The sequence below is a fragment of the Paraoerskovia marina DSM 21750 genome, from assembly GCF_000701465.1.
Taxonomy (GTDB): domain Bacteria; phylum Actinomycetota; class Actinomycetes; order Actinomycetales; family Cellulomonadaceae; genus Paraoerskovia; species Paraoerskovia marina.
On sequence record NZ_JNIY01000003.1, the window covers coordinates 451,796 to 474,056 of the forward strand.

Consider the following 22,261-nt stretch of genomic DNA (forward strand, 5'->3'; position numbering starts at 1 on the left):
TCATGGGCAGCAGCAAGATCGTCGTCGTCGGGGGAGGCGTCGGCGGGCTGGCCACCGCCGCCCTGCTGGCCCGGGGCGGCGCCGACGTCACGCTCCTCGAGCGCAACGAGCAGGTCGGAGGTCGTGCTGGGTCGTGGGAGGTCGACGGGTTCCGGTTCGACACCGGGCCGTCCTGGTACCTGATGCCCGAGGTGTTCGAGCACTTCTTCGCGCTGCTCGGCGAGAACATCCACGACCACCTCGACCTCGTCACCCTCGACCCGGCGTACCGGGTGTTCTTCGAGACGCCCGACGGGGCGGCGTGCCGTGAGGAACCCGGCCACGTCCTCGACGTCGGCGACGACCTCGCGACGAACCTCGACCGGTTCGACACGCTCGAGCCCGGCGCCGGAGCCCGCGTCAGCGAGTACGTGAAGCGGTCGGGCGACGCCTATCGCATGGCGCTCGAGCACTTCCTCTACACCACGTTCGAGCGGCCCGACCGACTGGTCGACGGCGACGTCCTGCGCCGGCTGCCCCGGCTCGCGACGCTGCTGTCGAGCACGCTCGAGCGCGAGGTCGCCCGGACGGTGGACGACCACCGCCTGCGGCAGGTGCTCGGCTATCACGCGGTCTTCCTCGGCTCCGCACCGGGACGCGTGCCCGCCCTCTACAGCCTCATGAGCCACCTCGATCTGGCCGACGGCGTCCGCTACCCGCGCGGGGGGATGTACACGCTGGTCGAGGCGATGGAACGGCTCGCGATCGCCGAGGGGGTCACCATCCGCACCTCCACCGAGGTCGCCGCGATCGAGACCGAGCGCACGGGACGTCGTCGTGGACACGCGACGGGACGGGTCACCGGGGTGCGCCTCACCGACGGGGAGACGATCGCGGCCGACGTCGTGGTCTCGGGGTCGGACCGCCACCACACCGAGACCGCGCTGCTGCCGCCCGAGCTCGCCACCTACCCGGAGTCGTACTGGGAGCGGCGGGGGCCGGGCATCTCCGCGCTGCTCGTGCTCGCGGGCGTGCGCGGCGAGCTGCCGGAGCTCGCGCACCACAGTCTCTTCTTCACCCGGGACTGGGACACGAACTTCCGCGACATCCTCGGAACGGACACCGCCAGCAGCGCGGAGCGCCTGCGCGCCCCCGACCCGGCCTCGATCTACGTCTCGCGCACCTCGGCCACCGACACGGCCGACAGCCCTGCGCCCGCCGCTCCGCCCGGGCACGAGAACCTCTTCGTGCTCGTGCCGTTCCCCGCGGACGAGTCGATGGGAGCCGATGCCGCGTCCCAGGCCGAGCTCGAGGCGCTCGCGGACCGCTACCTCGCGCAGATCGGGACGTGGGCGGGTGTCGAGGACCTCCCGGGCCGTGTTACCACCCGGACCGTGCTCGGCCCGGCGCACTTCGACGAGGCGCACCACGCCTGGCGCGGCACCGCGCTCGGCATGGAGCACACGCTTGCGCAGTCGGCGATGTTCCGACCACCGGGGGCCTCCGACCGGGTCTCCGGGCTCTACCACGTCGGTGCCGGTGCGGCGCCCGGCGTCGGCCTGCCGATGTGCATCATCAGCGCCGAGCTCGTCGTCAAGCGGCTCCTCGGGGAGACCTCGGCCCGGCCGCTGCCGACGCCGCTGCGACGTGGATTCCTCGACGCCAGCCGTCGCCCCGAGCGGACGGGGCGCGCATGAGCGGGTTCGACCCGATCGGGCTCGCCTACCTCGGGGCGCTCGCCGTCTCCCTCGGCGGCCTCGCGATCCTCGACCGCCGGTTCGCCCTCGCGTTCTGGCACGACGCGCGGCGCACGACGGCCGTGCTCGCCCTCGGGGTCGTCGTCTTCCTTCTGTGGGACGTCGCCGGTCTGCTCCTCGGGATCTTCTCGCGAGGCGACTCGCCGCACATGACCGGGCTGCTCCTCGCCCCCGAGCTGCCGGTCGAGGAGGCGGTGTTCCTGACGCTGATGTGCTACTCGACCCTGCTGGTGTGGCGCGCCGCCGACCGCTGGGCGCGCGGGAGGACGGAGGCGTCATGACCAACATCGTCCTCAACCTGATCGTGCTCGCGGTGGCGATCGTCGTCTGCGCACCCGTCGTGCGCCGCCACCGCGCCGGGACGTGGCTGACCCCGATCCTGGTCGCCGCCCTCGTCCTGTGCGCCCTGACGCTCGTCTTCGACACGCTGATGATCGCGGTCGGTCTGTACGAGTTCGACCCCGATAAGATCCTCGGGATCTACCTGTGGGGTGCACCGCTCGAGGACTTCTTCTACCCGCTCGTCGCCGCGCTGCTGATCCCGGCGACCTGGACGGCGCTCGAGAGCCGGGCGGACCGTCGTCGTGCATCGAGCACCGACTCCGAGGAGGCGTCCCCGTGAGCGCTCTGCGCGACGTCGTCGCCGCGTCCCGACCGTTCTCCTGGATCAACACGGCCTACCCCTTCGCAGCCGGGTACCTCCTCGCGACGGGCGGGCGGGTCGACGCGCTCTTCGTCGTCGGCACGCTGTACTTCTTGATCCCGTACAACCTGCTGATGTACGGGATCAACGACGTCTTCGACTACGAGTCCGACCTGCGCAACCCGCGCAAGGGGGGGATCGAGGGTGCCCTGGTCCCGCGGGACCAGGCGAAGATCGCCCACCGCCGGATCCTCTGGGCGGCGGCGCTGACGAACATTCCGTTCCTCGCCTGGCTCCTGCTCCAGGGGGACCTCGCAGCGAACCTGACGCTCGGCGTCGTGGTCTTCCTCGTCGTCGCGTACTCGGCGCCGGTGCTGCGCTTCAAGGAGCGGGCGTTCGTCGACTCGTTCACGTCGGCGATGCACTTCCTCGGCCCGCTGCTCTACGCCCTCGTGCTGCTCGACGTCCCGCTGAACGGTCCGAGCGTCTGGCCCGTCCTCGTCGCGTTCCTGCTCTGGGGCGCCGCCTCGCAGGCCTTCGGCGCGGTCCAGGACGTGACGGCGGACCGCGAGGCAGGCCTCGGCTCCGTGGCGACCGTGGTCGGCGCGCGTGCCACCGTCGTGCTCGCGTTCCTCGCCTACCTCGTCGCCGCGGCCGTGCTCGCGCTGCTGCCGTGGCCGGGCAACCTGGCGGCGATCCTCCCGATCCCCTACGCCCTGAACGTCGCGCGCTTCCGGACGATCACGGATGACGACGCCCCGCGTGCCAACGCGGGGTGGCGCACCTTCCTCTGGCTGAACCTCGTCACCGGCTTCCTCGTGACGATGCTGCTCATCGCCATGAACCTCTAGCACGACGGGCCCGGTCGCAACCAGAAGGTTGCGACCGGGCCCGTCGGACGAGTTCCCTGCGGTGTCAGGACGAGGTGCCGTACTCCCAGTGCCACGGCTCCGACTTCGAACCGCCGGCGCGCGCCCAGTCGGGGTTGTCCCAGCCGAACGCCGGGGCGTTCTCGAGCATCCAGTTGTACTCCGCCGTGCCGTACCCGCCGACCGAGTCGCCGATGTCGATCGCGGTGCCCCACCCGTGGTTCGAGGTGCCGGGCTCGGCCGCGAGGTATCCCTTGCTCGCCTTGACCGACACCTGCGAGCTGTACGAGCGGTAGGAGTCCGAGATCTGGATGGATCGGCCGAACTGCGCCTCGTAGGCGCGGTTGAGGGCCTCGAGCTGGTGGGCCGCGTCGCAGCGCAGCAGCGCCGACGGGGCGAAGTCCGGTGAGCAGAGCGCGCTCGACGGGATGTTCCCGTTCGAGTACGACTCGGTCGCGGCAGCCATCGCGGCGATCTCGTCCGCCTCCTCGGCAGCCTGCTCGGCCTCCTCGGCCGCGATCTCCTCGGCGGTGGGCGGCGCCGCCTCGACGGAGACCGGCACGGTGCTCTCGGCGGCGTCGAGCAGCTCGGCGAGCTGGGCGGTGGTCGCCTCGATCTCGTCGGCCGCGGCCGCGACCGCCTCGGTCGTCTCCGCGTCGGTGTCCAACCCCGCGGTGTCGTCCGACGACGCGTCGGTGCCTGTCGTCGCGTCGGCGGACTCGGTCGCGTCAGGCGTCGTCTCGGCCGCGGCGTCCTCGTCGGCGACCGGTTCGGCCGACTCGACGTCCTCCGTCGTCCCGTCCTCGGAGTCGGTCGACGACGGCGCGGCGCTCCGCTCGGTGGAGCGGCTCGCGGTCTCCGAGGTGTCCCGCGTCTCGGTGGCCTCCGGCGCGGACGCCTCGGTCGCGACCGTCTCGGCCTCGGCCACGAGTGTGTCGAGCTCGGTCCGGACCTCCTCGATCTCCTGCGCGCTCTCGTCGGAGAGCTCGGCCGACTCGGTGACGTAGTCGGCTCGGGCGATCTCCGACGTCGCGGTCGAGACGAGCTCTGTCACGGAGTCGTCCAGGGGCGCGGCCGTGCCGGTGTCGGTCGTCGCAGCCTCGGCGGGCTCGGCCTTGATCGACGCCGGCGTGGCGACGAAGGCGGCGCTTGCCGCGGACGTCGTCAGTGCGAGGACGGTGACTCCGGCGGTCAGCCCGAGGGGCGAGCGCCGGGCCAGGAGGATCGGGTAGGTCCGCGCGCGGATCCAGAGCGGCGGGCGCTGAGCCGTGTGCCGGCCCATCAGTGCTGCGCCCTCGACGTCGCGGGCTGCGGCATCGGCAGAGTGTGGAGTGCGGGGGTCATGCGGTGATCCAAACCTCGGAGACGGTGTGCAACCCGCGCGCCGGATCGCGGGGGGACGATCGACGGCTGCGCGGGCTGCACCACCCATACTGCGCGACGAATCTGAGCGTCAGATCCAAATCAGGCGCTCGTACATCGACGGTTCCGTGGCGGAGTCCGTCAGATCGTGTGAACGTCGGACAGATCTGGTCACGAACGGGTCACGGAGTGCGACGTTCTGCGAGCCACGTCGGCCCGACTCTAGGGTGTGGACCATGGACGATCCCGACATCCCTGAAGCGGTGCAAGATGCCTACAGTTTCGGCGTGACGCTCGTCGCGGCTGCCGTCGGCCTGCTGATCGCGATGGTGTTCGTCGCCGTCGCGGGCTTCCTGGTCAGGCGACTCGGCAAGCGCAGTCGCCTGATGCGGGACCTGGCGCTGCGCCTGAGGCGTCCGATCCGGGCCGTCCTCATGGTGGTCGCCCTCATCGTGGCGGTGCGGATCTCCGTCCCGGCGGCCGCCGACCTGGCCGAGGGCGAGTCGGAGATCTGGTGGCGCGGGCCGCTGCTGCACCTGCTGACCATCGTGCTGATCGCCGTCGGCGCGTGGGCCGTCGGCGCGCTCGCGTTCGTCTTCGAGGACCGGATGCTGCGCCGCTACTCGCCCGGGGACGGGTTCGACGACCGGCACTCCCGGCGTATCCGGACGCAGGTGACGGTCGTGCGACGCCTGACCGTCGCGCTCCTCGTGCTCTGCGCGATCGCAGGGATCCTGATGACCTTCCCGGCGGCGCGTGTGGCGGGAGCCAGTGTCTTCGCCTCGGCCGGTCTGCTCTCGATCGTCGCCGGGCTCGCCGCGCAGACGTCCCTGGCCAACGTGTTCGCCGGCATGCAGATCGCCTTCACCGACGCGATCCGGCAGGACGACGTCGTCGTGCTCGAGGGGGAGTGGGGCCGGATCGAGGAGATCACGATGACCTACGTCGTCGTGCACATCTGGGACGACCGGCGGCTCATCCTCCCCTCGACGTACTTCACCACCACCCCGTTCGAGAACTGGACGCGCCGGCGGTCCGAGCTGCTCGGCACGGTCGAGCTCGACCTCGACTGGGAGGCTCCCGTCGCGGCGATGCGCGGAGCGCTCAAGGATCTCCTGGCCCAGACGCCGCTCTGGGACCATCGTGTCGGCGTCCTGCAGGTGACCGAGGCGGTCCAGGGATACGTCCAGGTGCGCGCCACGGTCTCGGCCGCGGACGCGCCGACCCTGTACGACCTGCGCTGCTACGTCCGTGAGGGGATGGTCGACTGGCTCCAGCGCGCCGCGCCCGAGGCGCTGCCCCGCGTCCGCGTCGGGGAGGCGCTGGAGCGCGCCGACGTACCGCTCGCCATCCCGCCCGGTGAGGACGAGGCGGTCGACGTCGCCCCCGTGGCGCTCGCCCGACAGGGCGATCTCGCCGACGCTCCGGTTGCGGAGGACGGGTCCGGCACGGAGCGCCGAGGCTCGGCGACGGCGGACTCTCCGCCCGCGAGCGAGGCCGTGGAGCCCACGGTGCCGGACGAGCACGCTGCGCGTCGCCGGGGCCCGCGTCGCGTGCCCCGCCGCAAGGCCGTGCTGTCGCGCAACCTGCCGCCGGACCCCAGCGCCGCGGAGACCGTCGTGCTCGGTGCCGACCAGGCGGCCTCGTCGTCCGGCACCGGGCCGGGCGCGGACGACGAGGCCGTGAGCCGGACCGGCGCGCCCGGCGCGGAGATGTCCGAGGGCTCAGAGGGAGCGGCGCACCCCGCGGACGGCACCGACAGCGTCGCAGACGCGCCGCGCGGCGACGTGTCCGACGACGTGCGTGCGGAGCCCGTCGAGCCGAGTGTCTCGGGCTCGACGTCGTCGGTCCGGACGAGCGAGGCGTCCACGGGGACCGCTGCCATGAACACGGCAGCGATCCTCACGGGCGAGAACTCGGCGTCGGAGTCCGCGCTGTTCTCCGGGACGGACGAGGGTGTCGAACGGTCGAAGGCGTTCGGGGGGCCCGGCGAGGAGGTGTACGCGCAGCGCGAGGAGATCGCGGAGCGCTACGAGTCCGACGACGAGCAGCACCCGGACGGGGACGACGAGGAAGAGCGTCGGCGTCGTGCACCGCGTGACGGTGACGTGACGGGCAATCGCGGCGACGGCGACGGCGACGGGGGAGGCGACGGCGAGGGCGGCTGAGGACGTCAGAACACGCTCGGGGCCTGGCGGGCCGAGACGCCAGCCAGCCACCCGCGCAGGCGGTCCGGGTGGTCGGTGACGACGCCCTCGACACCGGCGTCGAGAGCCCACCGCCACAACTCCTCCGTGTTCGCGGTCCAGACCATGACCTTGCAGCCGAGGTCGTGGAGCCGGTCGACGAGACCGGGGTCCTGGGCGGCGAGGTCGTGCCGGGGGTTGCACGTCCAGACGTCGAGGTCGCGGGCCGTCGCGACGACGTCGACGGCGGGGTCTTCCACGAGCCAGCCGCGCCGGAGCGTCGGGGCGACCGTCGCGATCGCGCGGACTGTCACGGGGTCGAACCCCTGGGCGACGATGCGGTCGGCGATGCCCGCGTCGGCGACCGCGTCGAGCACCGGAGAGACCTCACTGGCGGTCCACCGACCCTTCAGCTCGAGCAGGACGTCGAGGTCGGGCCGGGCGAGCAGGAACGCGACGAGCTCGTCGAAGGTCGGGACCTGCTGCCCGGCGTAGGCCGGAGAGAATCCGATCCCGGCGTCGAGGGCGCGGACCTGCTCCAGCGTCAGGTCCTCGACCCGGCCGTTCCCGTCGGTCGTCCTGTCGACCGTGCGGTCGTGGATGACGACGGGGATCCCGTCGGCGGTGAGCCTCAGGTCCGTCTCGATGCCGTGGACGCCCGTGCGCCACGCCGCCTCGAACGAGGCGAGGGTGTTCTGCGGTGCGACGGAGGAGTTGCCGCGGTGAGCGAAGATCTGGGGCACGAGAGAGGCCTGCATCACAGCAGTAAATCAGCCGTTTGACCGGCTCGCACACGACCCTCACCGCGACCGCATCAGATCACACCTGATCGGCGGCAATTCCTTGAAATCACCTGCGTAATCTCTCCGCTGTGATTCGTTTGGAAGCGCTTGCATGAGCGGGCTGGAACTTTACGCCGGGCTCGCCCCCGGACTGCAGATCATCTTGACCTTCTTCCTGGTGGTGGCTCTCGGCTCGGTCGGCTGGACCGCCACCCTGGCGTGGTCCGCGATGCTCGAACGCCGCAGGCTCCGCCGCTTCGAGACCGAGTCGACCGCCTCCGAGGCCGACTTCGTCTGGGTCTTCGTCGTCCCCGCCATGGACGAGGAGGTGACGATCGCGGACTCCGTCTCGCGCCTCGCGGCCGTGCGGGCGACGCACCGGCACATCATCGTGGTCGACGACGCGTCCGAGGACGCCACCCCGCAGATCCTCGCGGGGCTCGACGTGCCCGGGCTGCACGTCGTGCGGCGTGAGCTCCCTCGGGCACGGACCGGCAAGGCCGCCGTGCTCGACCAGGCCTGGGAGATGGTGCGGACCGAGCTCGCGCACATCCCGTCGGACCGGATCATCTTCGGTGTCGTCGATGCCGACGGTCGGCTCGACCCCGACGCACCCGCGGCCCTCGCACACCACTTCGCGGACCCGCGGGTCGGCGGCGTGCAGTCGGCCGTGCGGATCTACAACGACGACCACCCGCTGACGTGGGCCCAGGGGATCGAGTTCTCCGTCTTCGGCAACGTCATGCAGATGGGTCGCTCCCGCTGGGGCACCGCCAACATGGGCGGCAACGGCCAGTTCAACCGCCTGTCCACCCTCGACGACCTGGCTTCCGACGACCACATGCCCGGCGGCGTCGAACGCGGACCGTGGAAGGACCGTCTGACCGAGGACCAGGACCTCGGTGTCCGGATGATCCAGGCGGGCTGGCGCGGTGAGCAGTCGATGCGCTCCGTCGTCGACCAGCAGGGCGTCTCGAACCTGCGCCGCCTCTACCGGCAGCGCACCCGGTGGGCGCAGGGGGGCTGGCAGGTTCTGGATCTGCTGTCCAGCCTCCCGGGCTCGATGAAGCACGTCGCGCTCCCGGCACGGGCGGACGCGCTGTTCTACCTGCTGATCCCGGTCATCCAGTCCCTAATGGCCGTCGGGATGCTGCTCGCGCTCTGGCTGGGGGCCGTCGAGGGAGTGGCGATCATTCCGCGGGAGCTGCCCGTGATGGTCGGCCTCCTCGTCGCGGGCCTCGGGCCGGTGACGCTGGGAGTTCTCGGGCGGGGAGGATCTTTCAAGGCCTTCCTGCGGTCGATCCTCGCGTTCGTCCCGTACCTGCTCTACGCGTTCGTGATGTACCCGGTGGTCTGGCGCGCGCTCTTCCGGCAGCTGATGGGACGGTCGAGCTGGGCCAAGACGGCGCGCGAGCCGGTCAAGGACGCCGTGCCGCAGGAGTCGGCAGGGCCCGGCGGCCCGAGCCTCGACGACGGGTACGGGGCCGCGGCGTGAGTCCGGCACCATGGTGCGGGTGGGCCCCCCGGGGCTCGAACCCGGAACCTACGGATTAAAAGTCCGCAGCTCTACCATTGAGCTAGAGGCCCTGGACCGCGTGGTCCGAGACCACCCTACGTGCAGCCCTCGCGCGTACGGTAACCGGCGGCGGCGCCCGCGTCACGCGGGGTCTTGATGGGTGAGAGGTTCGGCCGATTCTCGTGTCCGGGCTTGCCACGAGCAGCTGTGGTTGATTCGGTGGTTGGTGTCCGAGAGGCCCATGGACGGGTGCACCGACAGGTGTTCCGTGGGTCCGTCCGGCGACGAGAGGAGCTCTCGTGCTTACCCTGACTGACAACGCCAGCACTGCTGTGACCGAGCTCGCCACCCAGGCGGGCGTTCCCGAGGGCGGAGGCCTGCGGATCGCGGCGTCTCAGGCGCAGGAGGGCAGCTTCGAGCTCGCGCTCGTGCCCAGCCCTGAGCCGGAGGACGCGGTGGTCGAGAACGGCCAGGCCCGCGTGTTCGTGGACCAGCAGGCCTCTGTGAGCCTGGAGAACCTCACGCTCGACAGTGACCCTGCGGCCGAGGGTCCTGCTTTTGTGCTTTCCCCTCAGGGCTAGTCCCAGACTGAGGACGACGGCGGGTCACTCTCGGGTGGCCCGCCGTTCGTGTGCCCGGGCCTACTCGTCGGTGACGGTCAGCTTGCCGAGCCCCGCGGAGCTGCGCAGGTCGATGTACGGCTGGGACTCGTCGAACGACTCCGACGTCAGCTCGATCCCCGCCGCGGCGCCCTCGGTCACGTCCCCGAAGAAGTCGACCTCACCGGCCCCGGCGGAGGTCGTCCAGCGCACGGGGGTCCCCGACTCCACGTCCAGCGTCAGCGAGCTGAATCCCGCGGTCTGCTCGATCGGGACGACGGCGTCCGGCGCGGCGAGCATGATCGTCGCGTCGGAGGAGCCGTTCTTGATCGCCAGGCGGTCGAGCGTGGCGTCGGTGAAGTCGGCGACGAACGTGTCGGTCCCCGCCTCGATCTCGATCGTCCACGACGACGTCGGGGAGACATGGACCTCGATCGTCCCGCCGTCCGCCCGCACGGCGAGCGCCTCGTCGACGTCCGCGTCGACGTCGATGGACTCGCTCGACGGGGGCTTGTTCGTGTCGGTCCCGGCCACGTCGACGAGCGTGCCGTCGTCGGCGTCCGCGATGATCTCGAGTCGGTCGGCCCCGCCCTCGACGAGCAGGTAGGCCTGTGTCACGCCGTCGTCAGAGATCGACACCTCGCCCGACCCCGTCGGCCCGCCCATGCCCTCGGAGCATCCCGTGAGGGCCAGGGTCGCGGCGGTGGCGCCGACCGCGGCGACGAGCGCGACGCGCGCCCGCCCCCTCACGCGCCGACCGCCGTCGTGCGGGCGGGGGCGGTCCGGGCGACGCGCAGCGCCCAGAGCACCAGGGGGACCTGCCCGGGCAGGCGACCCCACGCGATCGCCCGGTTCTGGGACCAGTGCCGGGCGTTCTCGCGGGAGTTCAGGGCCATCTGCACGTTGCCGGGAAAGACGCCCACGAACAGTGCGGCCGTCGCGTACCCGCCCGCGCGGCGCGTGGTGGGCACGGCGACGGCAGCGGCGCACGCCAGCTCGGCGACCCCGCTGCCGACCACCCAGGGGCGCGGGCTGCCGAGCGCGGGCGGGATCAGCGACTCGAAGACGCGAGGGCGGGCAAGGTGCAGCACCCCCGCGGCGGCGAGGCCGACGCTGAGCGAGGTGGCGAGGACGTCCGGGAGTCGAGCCATACCCCGAGGCTATCGACCCGACGGCCCCGACGCGTCAGAACCCGAGGATCCACCGGCCGCCGACGACGACGCACCCGACGGTCACCACCAGGAAGATCCCGACCCAGGCGAGCCCGGGCAGCGGGGTGATGCGGGCGAGCAGGTCGGCGTCCGACCGGCCCCCGCGACCCCGGCGTCTCTGGGCCTGCATCTCGAGCACGGGCCGGACCGAGCCGAGCAGGAGGAACCACGTGACGGTGGCGGCGACGGCCGTCTGCGTCTCGGCGTCGAGGAACCAGGACACGCCGACGAGCGCCGCGCCGCTGACGAGGACGGACCAGAGCCCGAACCAGTTGCGGATCTGGAGCAGGAGGAGCGCGAGGAGCAGCACGAGCAGCCACAGCAGTCCGACGGCGTACCCCGCCTCGAGCAGGGCGGCCGCGCCGAGACCGATCAGGGCCGGGGCGGTGTAGCCGGCGGCGGCGGTCAGGATCATCCCGATGCCACGGGGGCGTCCGGACGAGACGGTGAGGCCGGACGTGTCCGAGTGGAGCCGGATGCCGGAGAGCTTGCGTCCGGTCAGCAGGGCCATGACCCCGTGCCCGCCCTCGTGGGCGATCGTGACGACGTGACGGGCCACCCTCCAGACCGGGGTGACCAGGACGACGGCGAGGGCGACCGCGGCGGTCGCGAGGGCCAGTGTCTGGTCAGGGACGGCGACCGGTGAGGTCGCTGCCGTCCAGATGGTGCTGACGACGTCGCCGACGGATCTGAGGGCATCTTCCACGCGCGTCATGCAACCACACGTTGCCGGGCGACGGGTGCGTCGGGTCACAGTCGTCCCCGATCCGGCGCCGGACGTGTCATGATGTCAGGACGAGGGCTGCGCACACCTGCGCGCCCCGCGTCGTAGAGATCCCCCCGGATTGTCGTGCGGCGGATCCCGACCCAGCACTTTGCTGCCTCGAGAGGCGATACTTTCTGTGACTACCTTTGCCGATTTCGGCCTACCCACCCCTGTCGTCCGCGAGCTGTCGCGCCAGGGCATCGACGCTCCGTTCCCCATCCAGACCGCCACGCTCCCGGACTCGCTCCAGGGCCGCGACGTGCTCGGCCGGGGGCGCACCGGGTCCGGGAAGACGCTCGCGTTCTCCCTGCCGCTCGTCTCGCGACTCGACGGCGCCGGCACGTCGCGCCAGCCGCGCCGTCCCCGTGCGCTGGTGCTCTGCCCGACGCGTGAGCTCGCCAACCAGATCAACGCGACGATGGAGCCGATCGCCAAGGCGCTCGGGCTCGTGACGACGACGATCTTCGGCGGCGTCGCCCAGTCGCGTCAGGTCACCGCGCTCAACGCGGGCGTCGACGTGGTCATCGCGTGCCCCGGGCGTCTGGAGGACCTGCTGAACCAGCGTGTCCTGACGCTCGACGGCATCGAGATCACGGTCCTCGACGAGGCCGACCACATGGCCGACCTCGGGTTCCTGCCCGGCGTCAAGCGCATCATGGCCCGCACCCCGAAGGTCGGCCAGCGCATGCTGTTCTCGGCGACGCTCGACAACGGCGTGGACCAGCTCGTCAAGCTGTACCTGAACAACCCCGTGCGCCACTCGGTGGACGACGCCGCCTCGGCTCCGCCCAAGATGACGCACCACATCCTCGCGGTGCGCGACGCGGACGCCAAGAAGGAGGTCGTGCGCGAGCTCGCCTCGGGCACCGGCCGCCGCATCCTGTTCATGCGGACCAAGCACCAGGCCAAGAAGCTCGCCAAGCAGCTCACCGCTCAGGGCGTGCCCGCCGTGGATCTGCACGGCAACCTCGGGCAGGGCGCTCGCGAGCGCAACCTCGCCGCGTTCTCCGACGGGTCTGTCAAGGTGATGGTCGCGACCGACATCGCGGCACGCGGCATCCACGTCGACGAGATCGAGCTCGTCGTTCACGTCGACCCGCCCGCCGAGCACAAGGCGTACCTGCACCGCTCGGGCCGGACGGCCCGTGCCGGCGAGGAGGGCGTCGTCGTGACCGTCATGCTCCCCGAGCAGCGCGGCGACGTCCGCGACCTGACCCGCAAGGCGCGCATCTCGGCGCAGCCGAAGCCTGCGGCGCCGGGCGACGACACGATCAAGGCTCTCGTGGGCGAGGTCGCGCCGTACGTGAAGCCGGCGCCGGTCCAGCCCCCGCAGCAGCAGGCTCGCAAGCCCAAGAGCGGTCAGCCCGCACGGTCCGGCGGCGGACGCTCGGGCGGTCGTTCCGGCGCGTCGCGCTCGTCGTCGGGTCGCGCGAGCGGTGGCCAGTCGGGTGCCGGGCACGCCGGCGCCGGTCGCTCGAGCGCGGGGCGCGCGGGAGCACCTGCGGGCTCGTCCACCTCGGGCGGCGGCGGTGGCCGTCGTCGCGGTGGCCGCTCGGGTCGCCCTGCCGGCGCACCGCGCCAGGGCTGAGGGAATGCACGGCCACCCTCGCCGGTTGGAGAGGGTGGAGGCGATGCAATTGACGTACGACGTGACATGGACCGACCAGCAGTGGCGCGAGAAGCTCAGCGAGCAGGAGTTCGCGGTGCTGCGCCGCGCCGGGACCGAGCGTGCCGGCACCGGTGAGCTGCTCCACGAGTCTCGCGAGGGGCTCTACACCTGTCGAGGCTGCGGGCAGGAGCTGTTCCGCGCCGAGACGAAGTTCGACTCCCACTGCGGGTGGCCGAGCTTCTACGCGCCGAGGGAGTCCGACGCCGTCGAGCTCCTCGAGGACAACACGCTCGGCATGCGACGCACCGAGGTGCGCTGCCGCCGGTGCGGGTCGCACCTGGGCCACGTGTTCCCGGACGCCCCGCAGACGCCCACGGGCGACCGCTACTGCATGAACTCGGTGAGCCTGAGCTTCACCCCCGACGAGTAGGTCGGCACAGCACGAGGCCCGGACGGATATCCGTCCGGGCCTCGTCGCGTTCCTGCGGTGAGTGCTGTCAGTCGTCGCCGTCCTTGCGGTTCTCCGCCCCCTCCTTGAGGAGGAAGACCGGGAGGACGAGCGTGGCGACCATGGAGACGAGCCAGACGATGATCGGGCCGAGGATCCAGCCGGCCCAGCCGCCGATCTCGAGCCCGTCGCTGACGAGGGCCGCGATCAGCAGCGCGATGAAGGTGGAGAGCAGACCGACACCGCCCAGCAGCGCCGGGGCGTTGTTGCGGGCAGCCTTGGCGATGAACGGCGACAGGATCGCCTGCGCGAGCGCGAAGATGACGATCGCGAGGATGAAGCCGACCGGGTCGGACCAGTGGACGTCGAACGTCGACAGGTCGAAGATGCCGAAGATCCAGTCGGTCAGGACGATGCCGACCGCGGCAGCGAGGACGAAGACGAGGGTGCGGAGCAGGAACTTGACCATGCGCCGGATGCTAGTCCGGTCGACGGACCGGCGCGCGCTGACGCGCCGGTCCGAGGGGCGCCGAGACGAAGCGGTCGTCTCAGGCGCCGGGTGCGACGGCGTCGGCCTGTTCTTCGAGGAGCTGCTCGACGCCCGACCTCGTGCCGAGCGGAATCTCCTTCATGAAGATGATCGCGATCGTCGCGATCACCGCGAGCGGGGCCGCGACGAGGAAGATGTCGGCGATCCCGTCGCCGTAGGCCTTCTCCACCACGGTCCGGACGGCCTCGGGCAGCGCCGTGACGTCGGGGATCGAGCCGGTCCCCCCGTCCATCGCGGACGCGGGGACCCCGAGCTCGGCAAGCCCGGTGGTGATCGACGCCGTGACCTGGTGCGAGAGGACGGCCCCGAGCGCGGAGATGCCGATCGCGCCCCCGAGGGTGCGGAAGAACGCGATCATCGCGGTCCCGGAGCCTATCTCCGAGATCGACAACGTGTTCTGGACGGCCAGGACGAGGTTCTGCATCAGGGCGCCGACTCCCGCGCCGAGGATCATGAGGTAGGCGCCGACGACGACGAAGCTCGTCTCGTAGTCGATCGTCGACAGGAGCAGCAGGCCGGTCGTCAGGACGACGCCTCCGGCGATCATGAAGCCCTTGTACCGGCCGGTGCGTGAGATCAGCTGGCCGACGGTGGTGGAGACCGCGAAGAGCCCGAAGACCATCGGGATCGTCATCAGCCCGGACTCGGTCGGGGTCTTGCCGCGGGCGATCTGCATGTACTGGCTGAGGAACACCGACGTGCCGATCATCGCGAGACCGACCGCGACGGACGCGATCACCGCGAGGACGAGGGTGCGGTTGCGGAAGAGCGCGAGCGGGATGATCGGCTCCGCTGCGTGCTTCTCGACGAAGACGGCGGACACGAGCGTCAGCGCGGACCCACCGAGCATCGCCGCGGTCTGCCACGAGGCCCAGTCGAAGTCGTGGCCGGCGAAGGTGACCCACAGCAGCAGGAGGGAGATCCCGGTCGCGATCAGGACCGCGCCCCAGATGTCGATCGAGACGCGACGGCGCGGGACGGCAGGGAGCCGGAGGGTGCGCTGCAGGACGACGATCGCCGCGATGGCGAAGGGCAGGCCGATGAAGAAGTTCCAGCGCCACCCGATCGAGTCGGTGATCACGCCGCCGAGCAGCGGGCCGCCCACCATGCTGATGCCCATCACCGAGCCGAGGATCCCCATGTACCGGCCGCGCTCCCGCGGGGAGATGATGTCGGCGATCAGGACGGTCGACAGAGCCGTCAGGCCGCCGGCGCCCAGGCCCTGGAACGCGCGGAACGTGATGAGCGTCCCGACGTTCTGCGAGAGCCCCGCGAGGGCGGAGGAGACGACGGCGATCGTCAGGGCGATCTGGACGAGGAGCTTGCGGTCGACGAGGTCGGCGAGCTTGCCCCACAGCGGGGTGGAGACCGTCGTCGTCAGCAGGGTCGCGGTGACGACCCAGGTGAACGACTCCTGGGACCCGTCGAGGTCGCTGACGATGCGGGGGAGGGAGGAGGAGACGACGGTGGTCGCGAGCACGGAGACGAACATCCCGAGCAGGATTCCCGAGAGTGCCTCCAGGGCCTGGCGGTGCGTCATGCCCGTGCCGGGGGTGGTGGCGGGGGCTGAGGGTGGCGTGGTCAACAGTTCTCTTTCGTCAGGCGTTCTGCAGGGCTTCGGTGACCCGGGTGACGACCGCGACCGCGTCGTCGATCTCGGTGTCGGTCCAGGCGGTGAAGGTGGCGGCGACGATCTCTGCTCCGACCTCGGAGATGCGTCGCACGGTCGCGTGGCCCGTCGCGGTGAGCGTGAGGAGGCGCACCCGTCGGTCCGTCGTGCAGACCTCGCGGTCGACGTACCCCCGCTCGACGAGCGCGTTGACGTGGCGGCTGGCCACCGAGAGGTCGACACGAAGAGCGGCCGCGAGGTCGCCGAGGGGCAGGGAGCCCTCGCGTTCCAGGATGCGGAGCACGGTGAGCGTGGAACGTTGCAGGCCGAGGTCGGCGGCCATGCGGTTGCCGATGTCGCGCTGCGTCCGGGCGAACTCGTCGAGGGCGCGCAGCAGGTCGACGGTCCGTCCGCCGTGCGGTCCGACGGCGTCGGTGGGCTCAGTGGTCATGTCGTCCTCCGGGGTCGTCGCCCAGGATAGATAGATTGCTTGCAGCATGCAAGCAACCCCGTCTCGCCCGATGGCCCGTCCCGGGGGCATGCTGGAGGGATGGAACACCGACCACGTCGCCCCGCGATGCTCGACCAGAACGCCGCCCAGGAGATTCCCGGCGACCTCGCACCCGCAGACCGCGAGGAGATCGCCCACACGACGGCAGCCGTCGTCGTGCACCGGGGGAGAGCGAGCGAGGACCCTGCGGTCATCGACCGGCTCGTGCGCCTCGTCGAGGACGAGGGGCTCGACGTCGTCGCCGGGCTGTGGGCGGACGCCGCCTCCAACACCCTGCCGGGCGCGCTGTGGCGGCTCTACGTCCTGCGCGCGTGGGTACGGCACGACCCGCAGACGGTCACTCTCAGGTACCGGCTCGGGGTCGGGGCCGCCCCGGTCTCGGAGGTCGTCGCCGGCGCAGTGACGCCACCCGGCCCGGACGACCTCTGCGACCTCGCCGACGCGGTCCTGTCCGGCGTCTTCACCGGAGACCTCGACGTGGCGCTCGAGCGCGCTGGCGCGTTCTGCCGGATCCTCGCGGCGGGTGCCGCGCACGACGCCGACGCCCGGGAGGCCTCGGACGACCTCGCCGCCTCCCGCATGACCCACGGAGCCTCCGCGCTGCTTCGCACGGCCGAGGAGCTCGAGCACGCCGGGGCGCTCTGGCGGGCCGGGATGCTGGAGTGACACGGATCGCGTCCGCCCCGCTTTCGTTCACCGGCGCGGCAGGCGTACCGTGGACGGACGACGTCGGGCCGCGGTAGCCCCGGGCTCCATCTTGAGCCACTACGAGTGGCCACCCGCCGAGAGGCGCTCCCGGTCCGGCGTCGTACCTCTTCCTCGCCTCTCGGTCGGCGCGTCGATCGGTGAACGCACGGTGAACACGGGCTGAATTCCTCGTCAGGGAACTGCTGCCCTAGGCTGAACCCGACCTCACTTCCTGCGTCGGACCGGAGCGCCCCGTGCGATTTCGACTCACCCCCCGAGAAACGTCGTATTTCGATCTCCTCACGGAGTCGGCCCAGCACCTGGTGGACGGCTCCAAGCTGCTCTCCGAGCTCCTCGGGGCAGACCGGCCGGGACGGAAGGCCATCGCCAAGAAGCTCAACGACGCCGAGCACGCCGCCGACGACTCGACCCACGCGATCATGAAGATGCTCAACCAGACCTTCGTGACGCCGTTCGACCGTGACGACATCTACAACCTCGCCTCGGCGCTCGACGACTGCATGGACTGCATGGAGGAGGCCGCCGACCTCATCGTCCTGTACAAGATCGACGAGATCCCGCGGCGGGTCTCCGAGCAGGTCCAGGTCCTCGAGCGGGCGTCCGAGCTGACCTGCGAGGCCATGCCGAAGCTGCGCACGATGGACGACCTCGAGGACTACTGGATCGAGGTCAACCGACTCGAGAACCAGGCCGACAAGATCCACCGCAAGCTCATCGCGCAGCTCTTCGACGAGATCACCGACCCGATCCTGCTGATGAAACTCAAGGAGATCGTCGAGATCCTCGAGGAGGCGGCCGACGCCTTCGAGAAGGTCGCCAACACCGTCGAGACCATCGTGCTCAAGGAGTCTTGAGCCCGTGGAGCTCGCACTCGTCATCATCGTCGTGGTGGTCGCGCTCTCGTTCGACTACACGAACGGGTTTCACGACGCCGCCAACGCCATCGCGACGTCCGTCTCCACCCGGGCGCTCACCCCCCGGGCCGCGCTCCTCATGGCAGCCTTCTTCAACCTCGTCGGCGCGATGCTCGGCACGGAGGTCGCGACGACGATCGCCGAGGAGATCATCGCGATCGACGACGCGCCGGCCCACCAGGGCCTCGTCATCGTGCTCTGCGGGCTGATCGGCGCCATCACGTGGAACCTCATCACCTGGTGGCTGGGCCTGCCGTCGTCCTCGACGCACGCCATCATCGGCGGGCTCACCGGCGTCGGGATCGCCTCGGGGATCACGGTCTACTGGAGCGCGATCGTCGACAAGGTCGTCCTCCCGATGATCTTCTCGCCCCTGATCGGGTTCGTCGGCGCCTACCTCGCGATGGTCGCGCTGCTCTGGATCTTCCGCCGTGCCAACCCGCACAAGACGTACCGTCGCTTCCGGATCGCGCAGACGGCCTCCGCCGCCGCGATGGCCCTCGGCCACGGGCTGCAGGACGCCCAGAAGACGATGGGCGTCATCCTCCTCGCGCTCGTCGCGGGCGGCTACCACGAGGACAACGGGGAGATCCCGTTCTGGGTCAAGATCTCCGCCGCCACCGCCATCTCCCTGGGGACCTACGCGGGCGGCTGGCGCATCATGCGGACCCTAGGCCGCCGGATCATCGAGCTCGACCCGGCCCGCGGGTTCGTCGCGGAGTCGGTCTCGGCGCTCGTGCTCTACGCCAACGCGTTCATCCTGCACGCGCCCGTCTCGACGACGCACACCATCACGTCGGCCATCATGGGGGTCGGCGCCACCAAGCGTCTGTCCGCCGTGCGCTGGGGCGTCGCCAAGAACATCGCGGGGGCCTGGGTGCTGACCATTCCCGCGGCTGCACTCGTCGCCGCTGCCGTCTACTTCGTGCTCGCGCCGATCATGGTCTGAGCGGAGCGTTCAGTACAGCGGTGGTGCGGCGATCTCCGCGGCCACCACACGCGGACCGCTCTTCATCTGCGCGACGTGCGCGACGATCATCTCGCCGGGCTCGAGGAACGGGTCGACCGTCGGCAGCATGTCCGCCACGGAGCGACGTGCGTGCTGGCCGAGCACGTCCAGGACGGTGGGAAGCACCGGTCGGTGCGTGCACAGCACCGACGAGCGGCGCGACTCCAGCATCGCCCGAACCGCGGCCGCGACCCGGCCGGGCTTGCGCTCGTGGTGCGCCTCGGTGAACGTCTCGTAGCGAGCCGTGTCGACGTCGGCCGCCTGGGCGTACGGGGAGATCGTGGCCGAGCAGCGCTCCCACATGCTCGTCGCCACCGCCTCGACGCCGTAGGCGGCGAGCACCGGGACGGCCGCCACGGCCTGGGCGTGGCCGATCGGCGTCAACGGGCGGTCCTGCTCGCCGCCGACCCACCGCGAGCGCGCCTCGGCGCGGCCGTGACGGGCGATGACGACCGCATGCGTGTCGAGGCGACCGTTCTCGTGCTCCTCGACGAGTGCTTCGAGCGGCCCGCGGTCCACGGCTCGCGTCAGGCGCGCCGACGCCTCCGCGACGTCGAGCCAGACGACGTCGTCGATCTCCTGCGGGTCGACGTCGGAGACAGGTGCGCGGGCGGTCACGGGCGCCGACCGGCGAGGAACGCGCCGCGCCGCCCAGTAGTGCACGCGCTTCACGCTGCCGTCGCTCGTCAGGTACTGCAGGCCCGGCAGGGGGACCCCGAGGGCGACGGGAGCCCCGGTCTCTTCCGCGACCTCGCGCGCGGCGGCCGTCGGGAACGCCTCTCCGGTGTCGAGCTTGCCCTTCGGCCACGACCAGTCGTCGTACCGCGGGCGGTGGATCAGTCGGACCTGCAGGACGTCCTGGCGCACGCGCCAGACCAGTGCCCCCGCGGTCTCCACCACGGGAGCGTGCTCCACCGGGGCCGGTCGGATCGGCTCGTGCAGCGGCGAGGCCTTGGCGGAGGCGGGCACTAGCGGCCTGCCGTGGTGCGCCGCCGCTGACGCTTGACGAGGCTCGACTGCAGGTCTCGCAACGGCTCGCCGTGCTCGTCCCGCGAGCGCCGCGACCAGGTGTCGTCCTCGAGGCGCCAGGACGAGGTGTTCTCGTCCATCGACACGTCGACCAGGTCGATCAGCTCGTTGATCTGGCTCGGCTCGCTGATCCGGACGAGGGCCTCGACGCGGCGGTCGAGGTTGCGGTGCATCAGGTCGGCGGAGCCGATGAAGACCTCGGGGCCCGAGTCCGGTCCGTCGCCGATGGCGGGGCCGACCGAGTTGGCGAAGCCGTAGATCCTCGAGTGCTCGAGGAACCGCCCGAGGATCGACCGCACGCGGATGTTCTCGCTCAGGCCCGGCACCCCGGGACGCAGCGCGCAGATGCCGCGCACCACGAGGTCGACCTGCACGCCGGCCTGCGACGCCCGGTAGAGCGCGTCGATCGTGGCCTCGTCGACCGCGGAGTTCACCTTGATCTTGATCCAGGCCTCGTGCCCCTGGCGGGCGGCGTCGGCCTCGCGCTCGATGCGCTCGACGAGGCCGCTGCGGACCGTGCGCGGGGCGACGAGGAGCCGGTGGAAGCGCGACGTCGGGGCGTAGCCGCTGAGCTGGTTGAACAGCCGGGTCAGGTCCTGCCCGACCTCGGTCGACGCCGTCAGCAGGCCGTGGTCCGTGTACAGACGGGCGGTCTTCGGGTGGTAGTTGCCCGTCCCGACGTGGCAGTACCGCCGCAGCCCGTCCTCCTCCTGCCGGACGACGAGCGAGAGCTTGCAGTGGGTCTTGAGGCCGACGATGCCGTAGACGACGTGCACACCTGCCTGCTCGAGCTTGCGGGCCCAGGAGATGTTGGCCTGCTCGTCGAACCTGGCCTTGATCTCGACGAGGGCGAGGACCTGCTTCCCGGCCTCGGCCGCGTCGATCAGCGCGTCGACGATCGGCGAGTCCCCGGACGTGCGGTACAGCGTCTGCTTGATCGCGAGGACCGCGGGGTCGGCCGCGGCCTGCTCCAGGAAGGTCTGGACCGACGTCGAGAAGGAGTCGTACGGGTGGTGCAGCAGGATGTCCTGCTGCCGGATCGCGGCGAAGACGTTGGTCGGGCTGGCGCTCTCGACCTCGGCGAGCAGCCGGTGCGTCGTCGGGACGAACGGCGGGAAGTGCAGGTCGGCACGGTCGAGGTCCGCGATGACGTTGAGCCCGGTCAGGTCCAGCGGCGCCGGGAGCTCGTAGACCTCGTGCTCGGCGACGCCGAGCTCGCGGACCAGCAGCGAGCGGATGCGGGCGCTGATGCCCGTCGCGAGCGCGAGCCGCACGGGCGGTCCGAAACGGCGGCGCAGCAGCTCCTTCTCCATCGCCTTGAGAAGGTTCTCGGCGTCGTCCTCCTCCACCTCGACGTCCTCGTTGCGGGTCACCCGGAACGTGTGGTGCTCGCGCACCTCCATCCCGGGGAACAGCTGGTCCAGGTGCTGGGCGATGACCTCCTCGAGAGGCACGTACGACATCGGCTTGCCCGCCGCGACCGGCGACGACGCCGGTTCGCTCGGACGGCCCTTGGCGTCGACGGCGATGAATCGCGGCAGGAGCGGCGGCACCTTCACCCGCGCGAAGTGCTCCTTGTTCGTCGTCGGGTTGGCGACGAGGACCGCGAGGTTCAGCGAGAGTCCCGAGATGTACGGGAACGGGTGCGCCGGGTCGACCGCGAGCGGGGTCAGCACCGGGAAGATCCGCTTGCGGAAGAACTTGTGCAGGCGGTCCTGCTCCTTGGCCTCCAGCTCGTCCCAGTGGACGAGCGTGATCCCCTCGGACGCGAGGGCCGGCTGGACCGAGTCGCGGAAGACCTGGGCGTGGCGGGCCATCAGGTCCTGCGCCCGCACGCTGATCGCCTCAAGAACCTCGCGCGGGCTCAGCCCGGACGCCGCGGTCACCGCGAGCCCGGTGGCGATGCGCCGCTTGAGACCGGCCACGCGCACCATGAAGAACTCGTCGAGGTTCGAGGCGAAGATCGACAGGAAGCGCACGCGCTCCAGCATCGGCTGCCGGTCGTCCTCCGCGAGCTCGAGCACGCGCTCGTTGAACGCGAGCCAGCTGATCTCGCGGTCCGCAAAGCGGTCGTCCGGCAGCGGAGCCCGCGTGGGGCCCTCGCGCTCGGGCTCCGGCTCCTCGGCGATGTGCTCGGCGATGTACGCAGCGAGTTCCGGGTCCATGGTCCGCGGCGCGGTCGAGTCGCTCATGCTGCTTATCCT

General features: G+C 71.1%; 22 protein-coding genes and 1 tRNA gene. 12 read left to right on the top strand and 11 right to left on the bottom strand.

The features are described 5' to 3' along the window. Positions 1-2 precede the first annotated feature (2 nt). The 4 genes from crtI to Q343_RS0102240 are packed head-to-tail and all read left to right on the top strand — an operon-like array spanning position 3 to position 3,230. Positions 3-1,676: a phytoene desaturase family protein gene (gene crtI / locus Q343_RS0102225; protein ID WP_043109152.1), complete on the top strand. Its 1,674-nt coding sequence runs from the start codon at positions 3-5 to the stop codon at positions 1,674-1,676. Further along, the gene (locus Q343_RS0102230) at positions 1,673-2,017 is read left to right on the top strand and encodes a lycopene cyclase domain-containing protein (RefSeq protein ID WP_029251960.1); all 345 of its coding nucleotides are present in this window, start codon (positions 1,673-1,675) and stop codon (positions 2,015-2,017) included. The genes crtI and Q343_RS0102230 overlap by 4 nt, the downstream gene beginning before the upstream one ends. After that, entirely contained in the window at positions 2,014-2,358 is a 345-nt protein-coding gene (locus tag Q343_RS0102235; protein ID WP_029251961.1) for a lycopene cyclase domain-containing protein, read from the top strand. The genes Q343_RS0102230 and Q343_RS0102235 overlap by 4 nt, the downstream gene beginning before the upstream one ends. A gap of 5 nt (positions 2,359-2,363) precedes the next feature. Then, positions 2,364-3,230: a prenyltransferase gene (locus Q343_RS0102240; protein WP_043109458.1), complete on the top strand. Its 867-nt coding sequence runs from the start codon at positions 2,364-2,366 to the stop codon at positions 3,228-3,230. 64 nt (positions 3,231-3,294) lie between these two features. On the opposite strand, the gene Q343_RS15540 is transcribed toward Q343_RS0102240, so the two are convergent. Further along, on the bottom strand, positions 3,295-4,530 hold the full coding sequence (locus Q343_RS15540; RefSeq protein ID WP_052366785.1) for a D-alanyl-D-alanine carboxypeptidase family protein: 1,236 nt from the start codon (positions 4,528-4,530) through the stop codon (positions 3,295-3,297). A gap of 316 nt (positions 4,531-4,846) precedes the next feature. Between Q343_RS15540 and Q343_RS15395 the strand changes: the two genes are divergently transcribed. Beyond that, the gene (locus tag Q343_RS15395; RefSeq protein WP_081829567.1) at positions 4,847-6,778 is read left to right on the top strand and encodes a mechanosensitive ion channel family protein; all 1,932 of its coding nucleotides are present in this window, start codon (positions 4,847-4,849) and stop codon (positions 6,776-6,778) included. Positions 6,779-6,783: 5 nt separating this feature from the next. On the opposite strand, the gene Q343_RS0102255 is transcribed toward Q343_RS15395, so the two are convergent. After that, the gene (locus Q343_RS0102255) at positions 6,784-7,554 is read right to left on the bottom strand and encodes a glycerophosphodiester phosphodiesterase (protein WP_029251965.1); all 771 of its coding nucleotides are present in this window, start codon (positions 7,552-7,554) and stop codon (positions 6,784-6,786) included. Between the two features lie 136 nt (positions 7,555-7,690). Here Q343_RS0102255 and Q343_RS0102260 point away from each other — a divergent pair, with 136 nt between their 5' ends. After that, entirely contained in the window at positions 7,691-9,073 is a 1,383-nt protein-coding gene (locus Q343_RS0102260) for a glycosyltransferase family 2 protein (RefSeq protein WP_052366787.1), read from the top strand. 20 nt (positions 9,074-9,093) lie between these two features. On the opposite strand, the gene Q343_RS0102265 is transcribed toward Q343_RS0102260, so the two are convergent. Further along, positions 9,094-9,165 (bottom strand) — tRNA-Lys (locus Q343_RS0102265). 228 nt (positions 9,166-9,393) lie between these two features. On the opposite strand from Q343_RS0102265, the gene Q343_RS0102270 reads away from it, so the two are divergent. Continuing rightward, complete coding sequence (locus Q343_RS0102270; protein ID WP_029251967.1) at positions 9,394-9,675, top strand: iron-sulfur cluster biosynthesis family protein; 282 nt, start codon at positions 9,394-9,396, stop codon at positions 9,673-9,675. 60 nt (positions 9,676-9,735) lie between these two features. Here the strand turns inward: Q343_RS0102270 and Q343_RS0102275 are convergent, their stop codons facing one another. From Q343_RS0102275 to Q343_RS0102285, 3 genes are read right to left on the bottom strand one after another with little or no spacing between them, the layout of a single operon-like run. Continuing rightward, the gene (locus Q343_RS0102275) at positions 9,736-10,443 is read right to left on the bottom strand and encodes a hypothetical protein (protein ID WP_029251968.1); all 708 of its coding nucleotides are present in this window, start codon (positions 10,441-10,443) and stop codon (positions 9,736-9,738) included. Beyond that, on the bottom strand, positions 10,440-10,844 hold the full coding sequence (locus Q343_RS0102280; protein ID WP_029251969.1) for a DoxX family protein: 405 nt from the start codon (positions 10,842-10,844) through the stop codon (positions 10,440-10,442). Before Q343_RS0102280 ends, Q343_RS0102275 begins: the two co-directional genes overlap by 4 nt. Positions 10,845-10,878: 34 nt before the next feature. Continuing rightward, entirely contained in the window at positions 10,879-11,619 is a 741-nt protein-coding gene (locus Q343_RS0102285) for a M50 family metallopeptidase (protein ID WP_029251970.1), read from the bottom strand. Positions 11,620-11,806: 187 nt separating this feature from the next. On the opposite strand from Q343_RS0102285, the gene Q343_RS0102290 reads away from it, so the two are divergent. Then, positions 11,807-13,258, top strand: a complete 1,452-nt coding sequence (locus tag Q343_RS0102290; RefSeq protein ID WP_043109155.1) for a DEAD/DEAH box helicase — start codon at positions 11,807-11,809, stop codon at positions 13,256-13,258. Positions 13,259-13,301: 43 nt separating this feature from the next. Then, positions 13,302-13,709: a peptide-methionine (R)-S-oxide reductase MsrB gene (gene msrB / locus Q343_RS0102295; protein WP_428829331.1), complete on the top strand. Its 408-nt coding sequence runs from the start codon at positions 13,302-13,304 to the stop codon at positions 13,707-13,709. A gap of 67 nt (positions 13,710-13,776) precedes the next feature. On the opposite strand, the gene Q343_RS0102300 is transcribed toward msrB, so the two are convergent. From Q343_RS0102300 to Q343_RS0102310, 3 genes are all read right to left on the bottom strand, one after another. After that, positions 13,777-14,196: a phage holin family protein gene (locus Q343_RS0102300; RefSeq protein WP_029251973.1), complete on the bottom strand. Its 420-nt coding sequence runs from the start codon at positions 14,194-14,196 to the stop codon at positions 13,777-13,779. Between the two features lie 79 nt (positions 14,197-14,275). Continuing rightward, the gene (locus Q343_RS0102305; protein WP_345940084.1) at positions 14,276-15,862 is read right to left on the bottom strand and encodes an MFS transporter; all 1,587 of its coding nucleotides are present in this window, start codon (positions 15,860-15,862) and stop codon (positions 14,276-14,278) included. 13 nt (positions 15,863-15,875) lie between these two features. Beyond that, positions 15,876-16,337, bottom strand: a complete 462-nt coding sequence (locus tag Q343_RS0102310) for a MarR family winged helix-turn-helix transcriptional regulator (protein WP_029251975.1) — start codon at positions 16,335-16,337, stop codon at positions 15,876-15,878. A 126-nt stretch (positions 16,338-16,463) separates the two neighbouring features. Between Q343_RS0102310 and Q343_RS0102315 the strand changes: the two genes are divergently transcribed. The 3 genes from Q343_RS0102315 to Q343_RS0102325 all read left to right on the top strand — a co-directional run bounded on the left by Q343_RS0102315 (position 16,464) and on the right by Q343_RS0102325 (position 18,968). Further along, entirely contained in the window at positions 16,464-17,063 is a 600-nt protein-coding gene (locus tag Q343_RS0102315) for a hypothetical protein (protein WP_029251976.1), read from the top strand. 275 nt (positions 17,064-17,338) lie between these two features. Further along, positions 17,339-17,959: a DUF47 domain-containing protein gene (locus Q343_RS0102320; protein WP_029251977.1), complete on the top strand. Its 621-nt coding sequence runs from the start codon at positions 17,339-17,341 to the stop codon at positions 17,957-17,959. Positions 17,960-17,963: 4 nt separating this feature from the next. Next, positions 17,964-18,968 (top strand): inorganic phosphate transporter, encoded by a 1,005-nt coding sequence (locus tag Q343_RS0102325; protein ID WP_029251978.1) that lies wholly within the window; start codon positions 17,964-17,966, stop codon positions 18,966-18,968. A gap of 9 nt (positions 18,969-18,977) precedes the next feature. Here the strand turns inward: Q343_RS0102325 and Q343_RS0102330 are convergent, their stop codons facing one another. Both Q343_RS0102330 and Q343_RS0102335 read right to left on the bottom strand, forming a co-directional pair. After that, entirely contained in the window at positions 18,978-19,997 is a 1,020-nt protein-coding gene (locus tag Q343_RS0102330; protein WP_248616721.1) for an NUDIX hydrolase, read from the bottom strand. Further along, positions 19,997-22,249 carry an RNA degradosome polyphosphate kinase gene (locus Q343_RS0102335; RefSeq protein ID WP_029251980.1) on the bottom strand — a complete coding sequence of 751 codons (2,253 nt, stop codon included), beginning with the start codon at positions 22,247-22,249 and terminating at the stop codon, positions 19,997-19,999. Before Q343_RS0102335 ends, Q343_RS0102330 begins: the two co-directional genes overlap by 1 nt. Positions 22,250-22,261: the final 12 nt, after the last annotated feature.

Excerpts from the sequence above, each read along its gene's own strand:
- Q343_RS0102285 (WP_029251970.1), bottom strand. The coding sequence starts at position 11,619 with ATGACGCGCGTGGAAGATGCCCTCAGATCCGTCGGCGACGTCGTCAGC.
- Q343_RS15540 (WP_052366785.1), bottom strand. The coding sequence starts at position 4,530 with ATGGGCCGGCACACGGCTCAGCGCCCGCCGCTCTGGATCCGCGCGCGG.
- Q343_RS0102315 (WP_029251976.1), top strand. The coding sequence starts at position 16,464 with ATGCTCGACCAGAACGCCGCCCAGGAGATTCCCGGCGACCTCGCACCC.
- Q343_RS0102260 (WP_052366787.1), top strand. The coding sequence starts at position 7,691 with ATGAGCGGGCTGGAACTTTACGCCGGGCTCGCCCCCGGACTGCAGATC.
- Q343_RS15395 (WP_081829567.1), top strand. The coding sequence starts at position 4,847 with ATGGACGATCCCGACATCCCTGAAGCGGTGCAAGATGCCTACAGTTTC.
- Q343_RS0102300 (WP_029251973.1), bottom strand. The coding sequence starts at position 14,196 with ATGGTCAAGTTCCTGCTCCGCACCCTCGTCTTCGTCCTCGCTGCCGCG.
- crtI (WP_043109152.1), top strand. The coding sequence starts at position 3 with ATGGGCAGCAGCAAGATCGTCGTCGTCGGGGGAGGCGTCGGCGGGCTG.
- Q343_RS0102235 (WP_029251961.1), top strand. The coding sequence starts at position 2,014 with ATGACCAACATCGTCCTCAACCTGATCGTGCTCGCGGTGGCGATCGTC.
- Q343_RS0102255 (WP_029251965.1), bottom strand. The coding sequence starts at position 7,554 with ATGCAGGCCTCTCTCGTGCCCCAGATCTTCGCTCACCGCGGCAACTCC.
- Q343_RS0102310 (WP_029251975.1), bottom strand. The coding sequence starts at position 16,337 with ATGACCACTGAGCCCACCGACGCCGTCGGACCGCACGGCGGACGGACC.
- Q343_RS0102335 (WP_029251980.1), bottom strand. The coding sequence starts at position 22,249 with ATGAGCGACTCGACCGCGCCGCGGACCATGGACCCGGAACTCGCTGCG.
- Q343_RS0102280 (WP_029251969.1), bottom strand. The coding sequence starts at position 10,844 with ATGGCTCGACTCCCGGACGTCCTCGCCACCTCGCTCAGCGTCGGCCTC.
- msrB (WP_428829331.1), top strand. The coding sequence starts at position 13,302 with ATGCAATTGACGTACGACGTGACATGGACCGACCAGCAGTGGCGCGAG.
- Q343_RS0102230 (WP_029251960.1), top strand. The coding sequence starts at position 1,673 with ATGAGCGGGTTCGACCCGATCGGGCTCGCCTACCTCGGGGCGCTCGCC.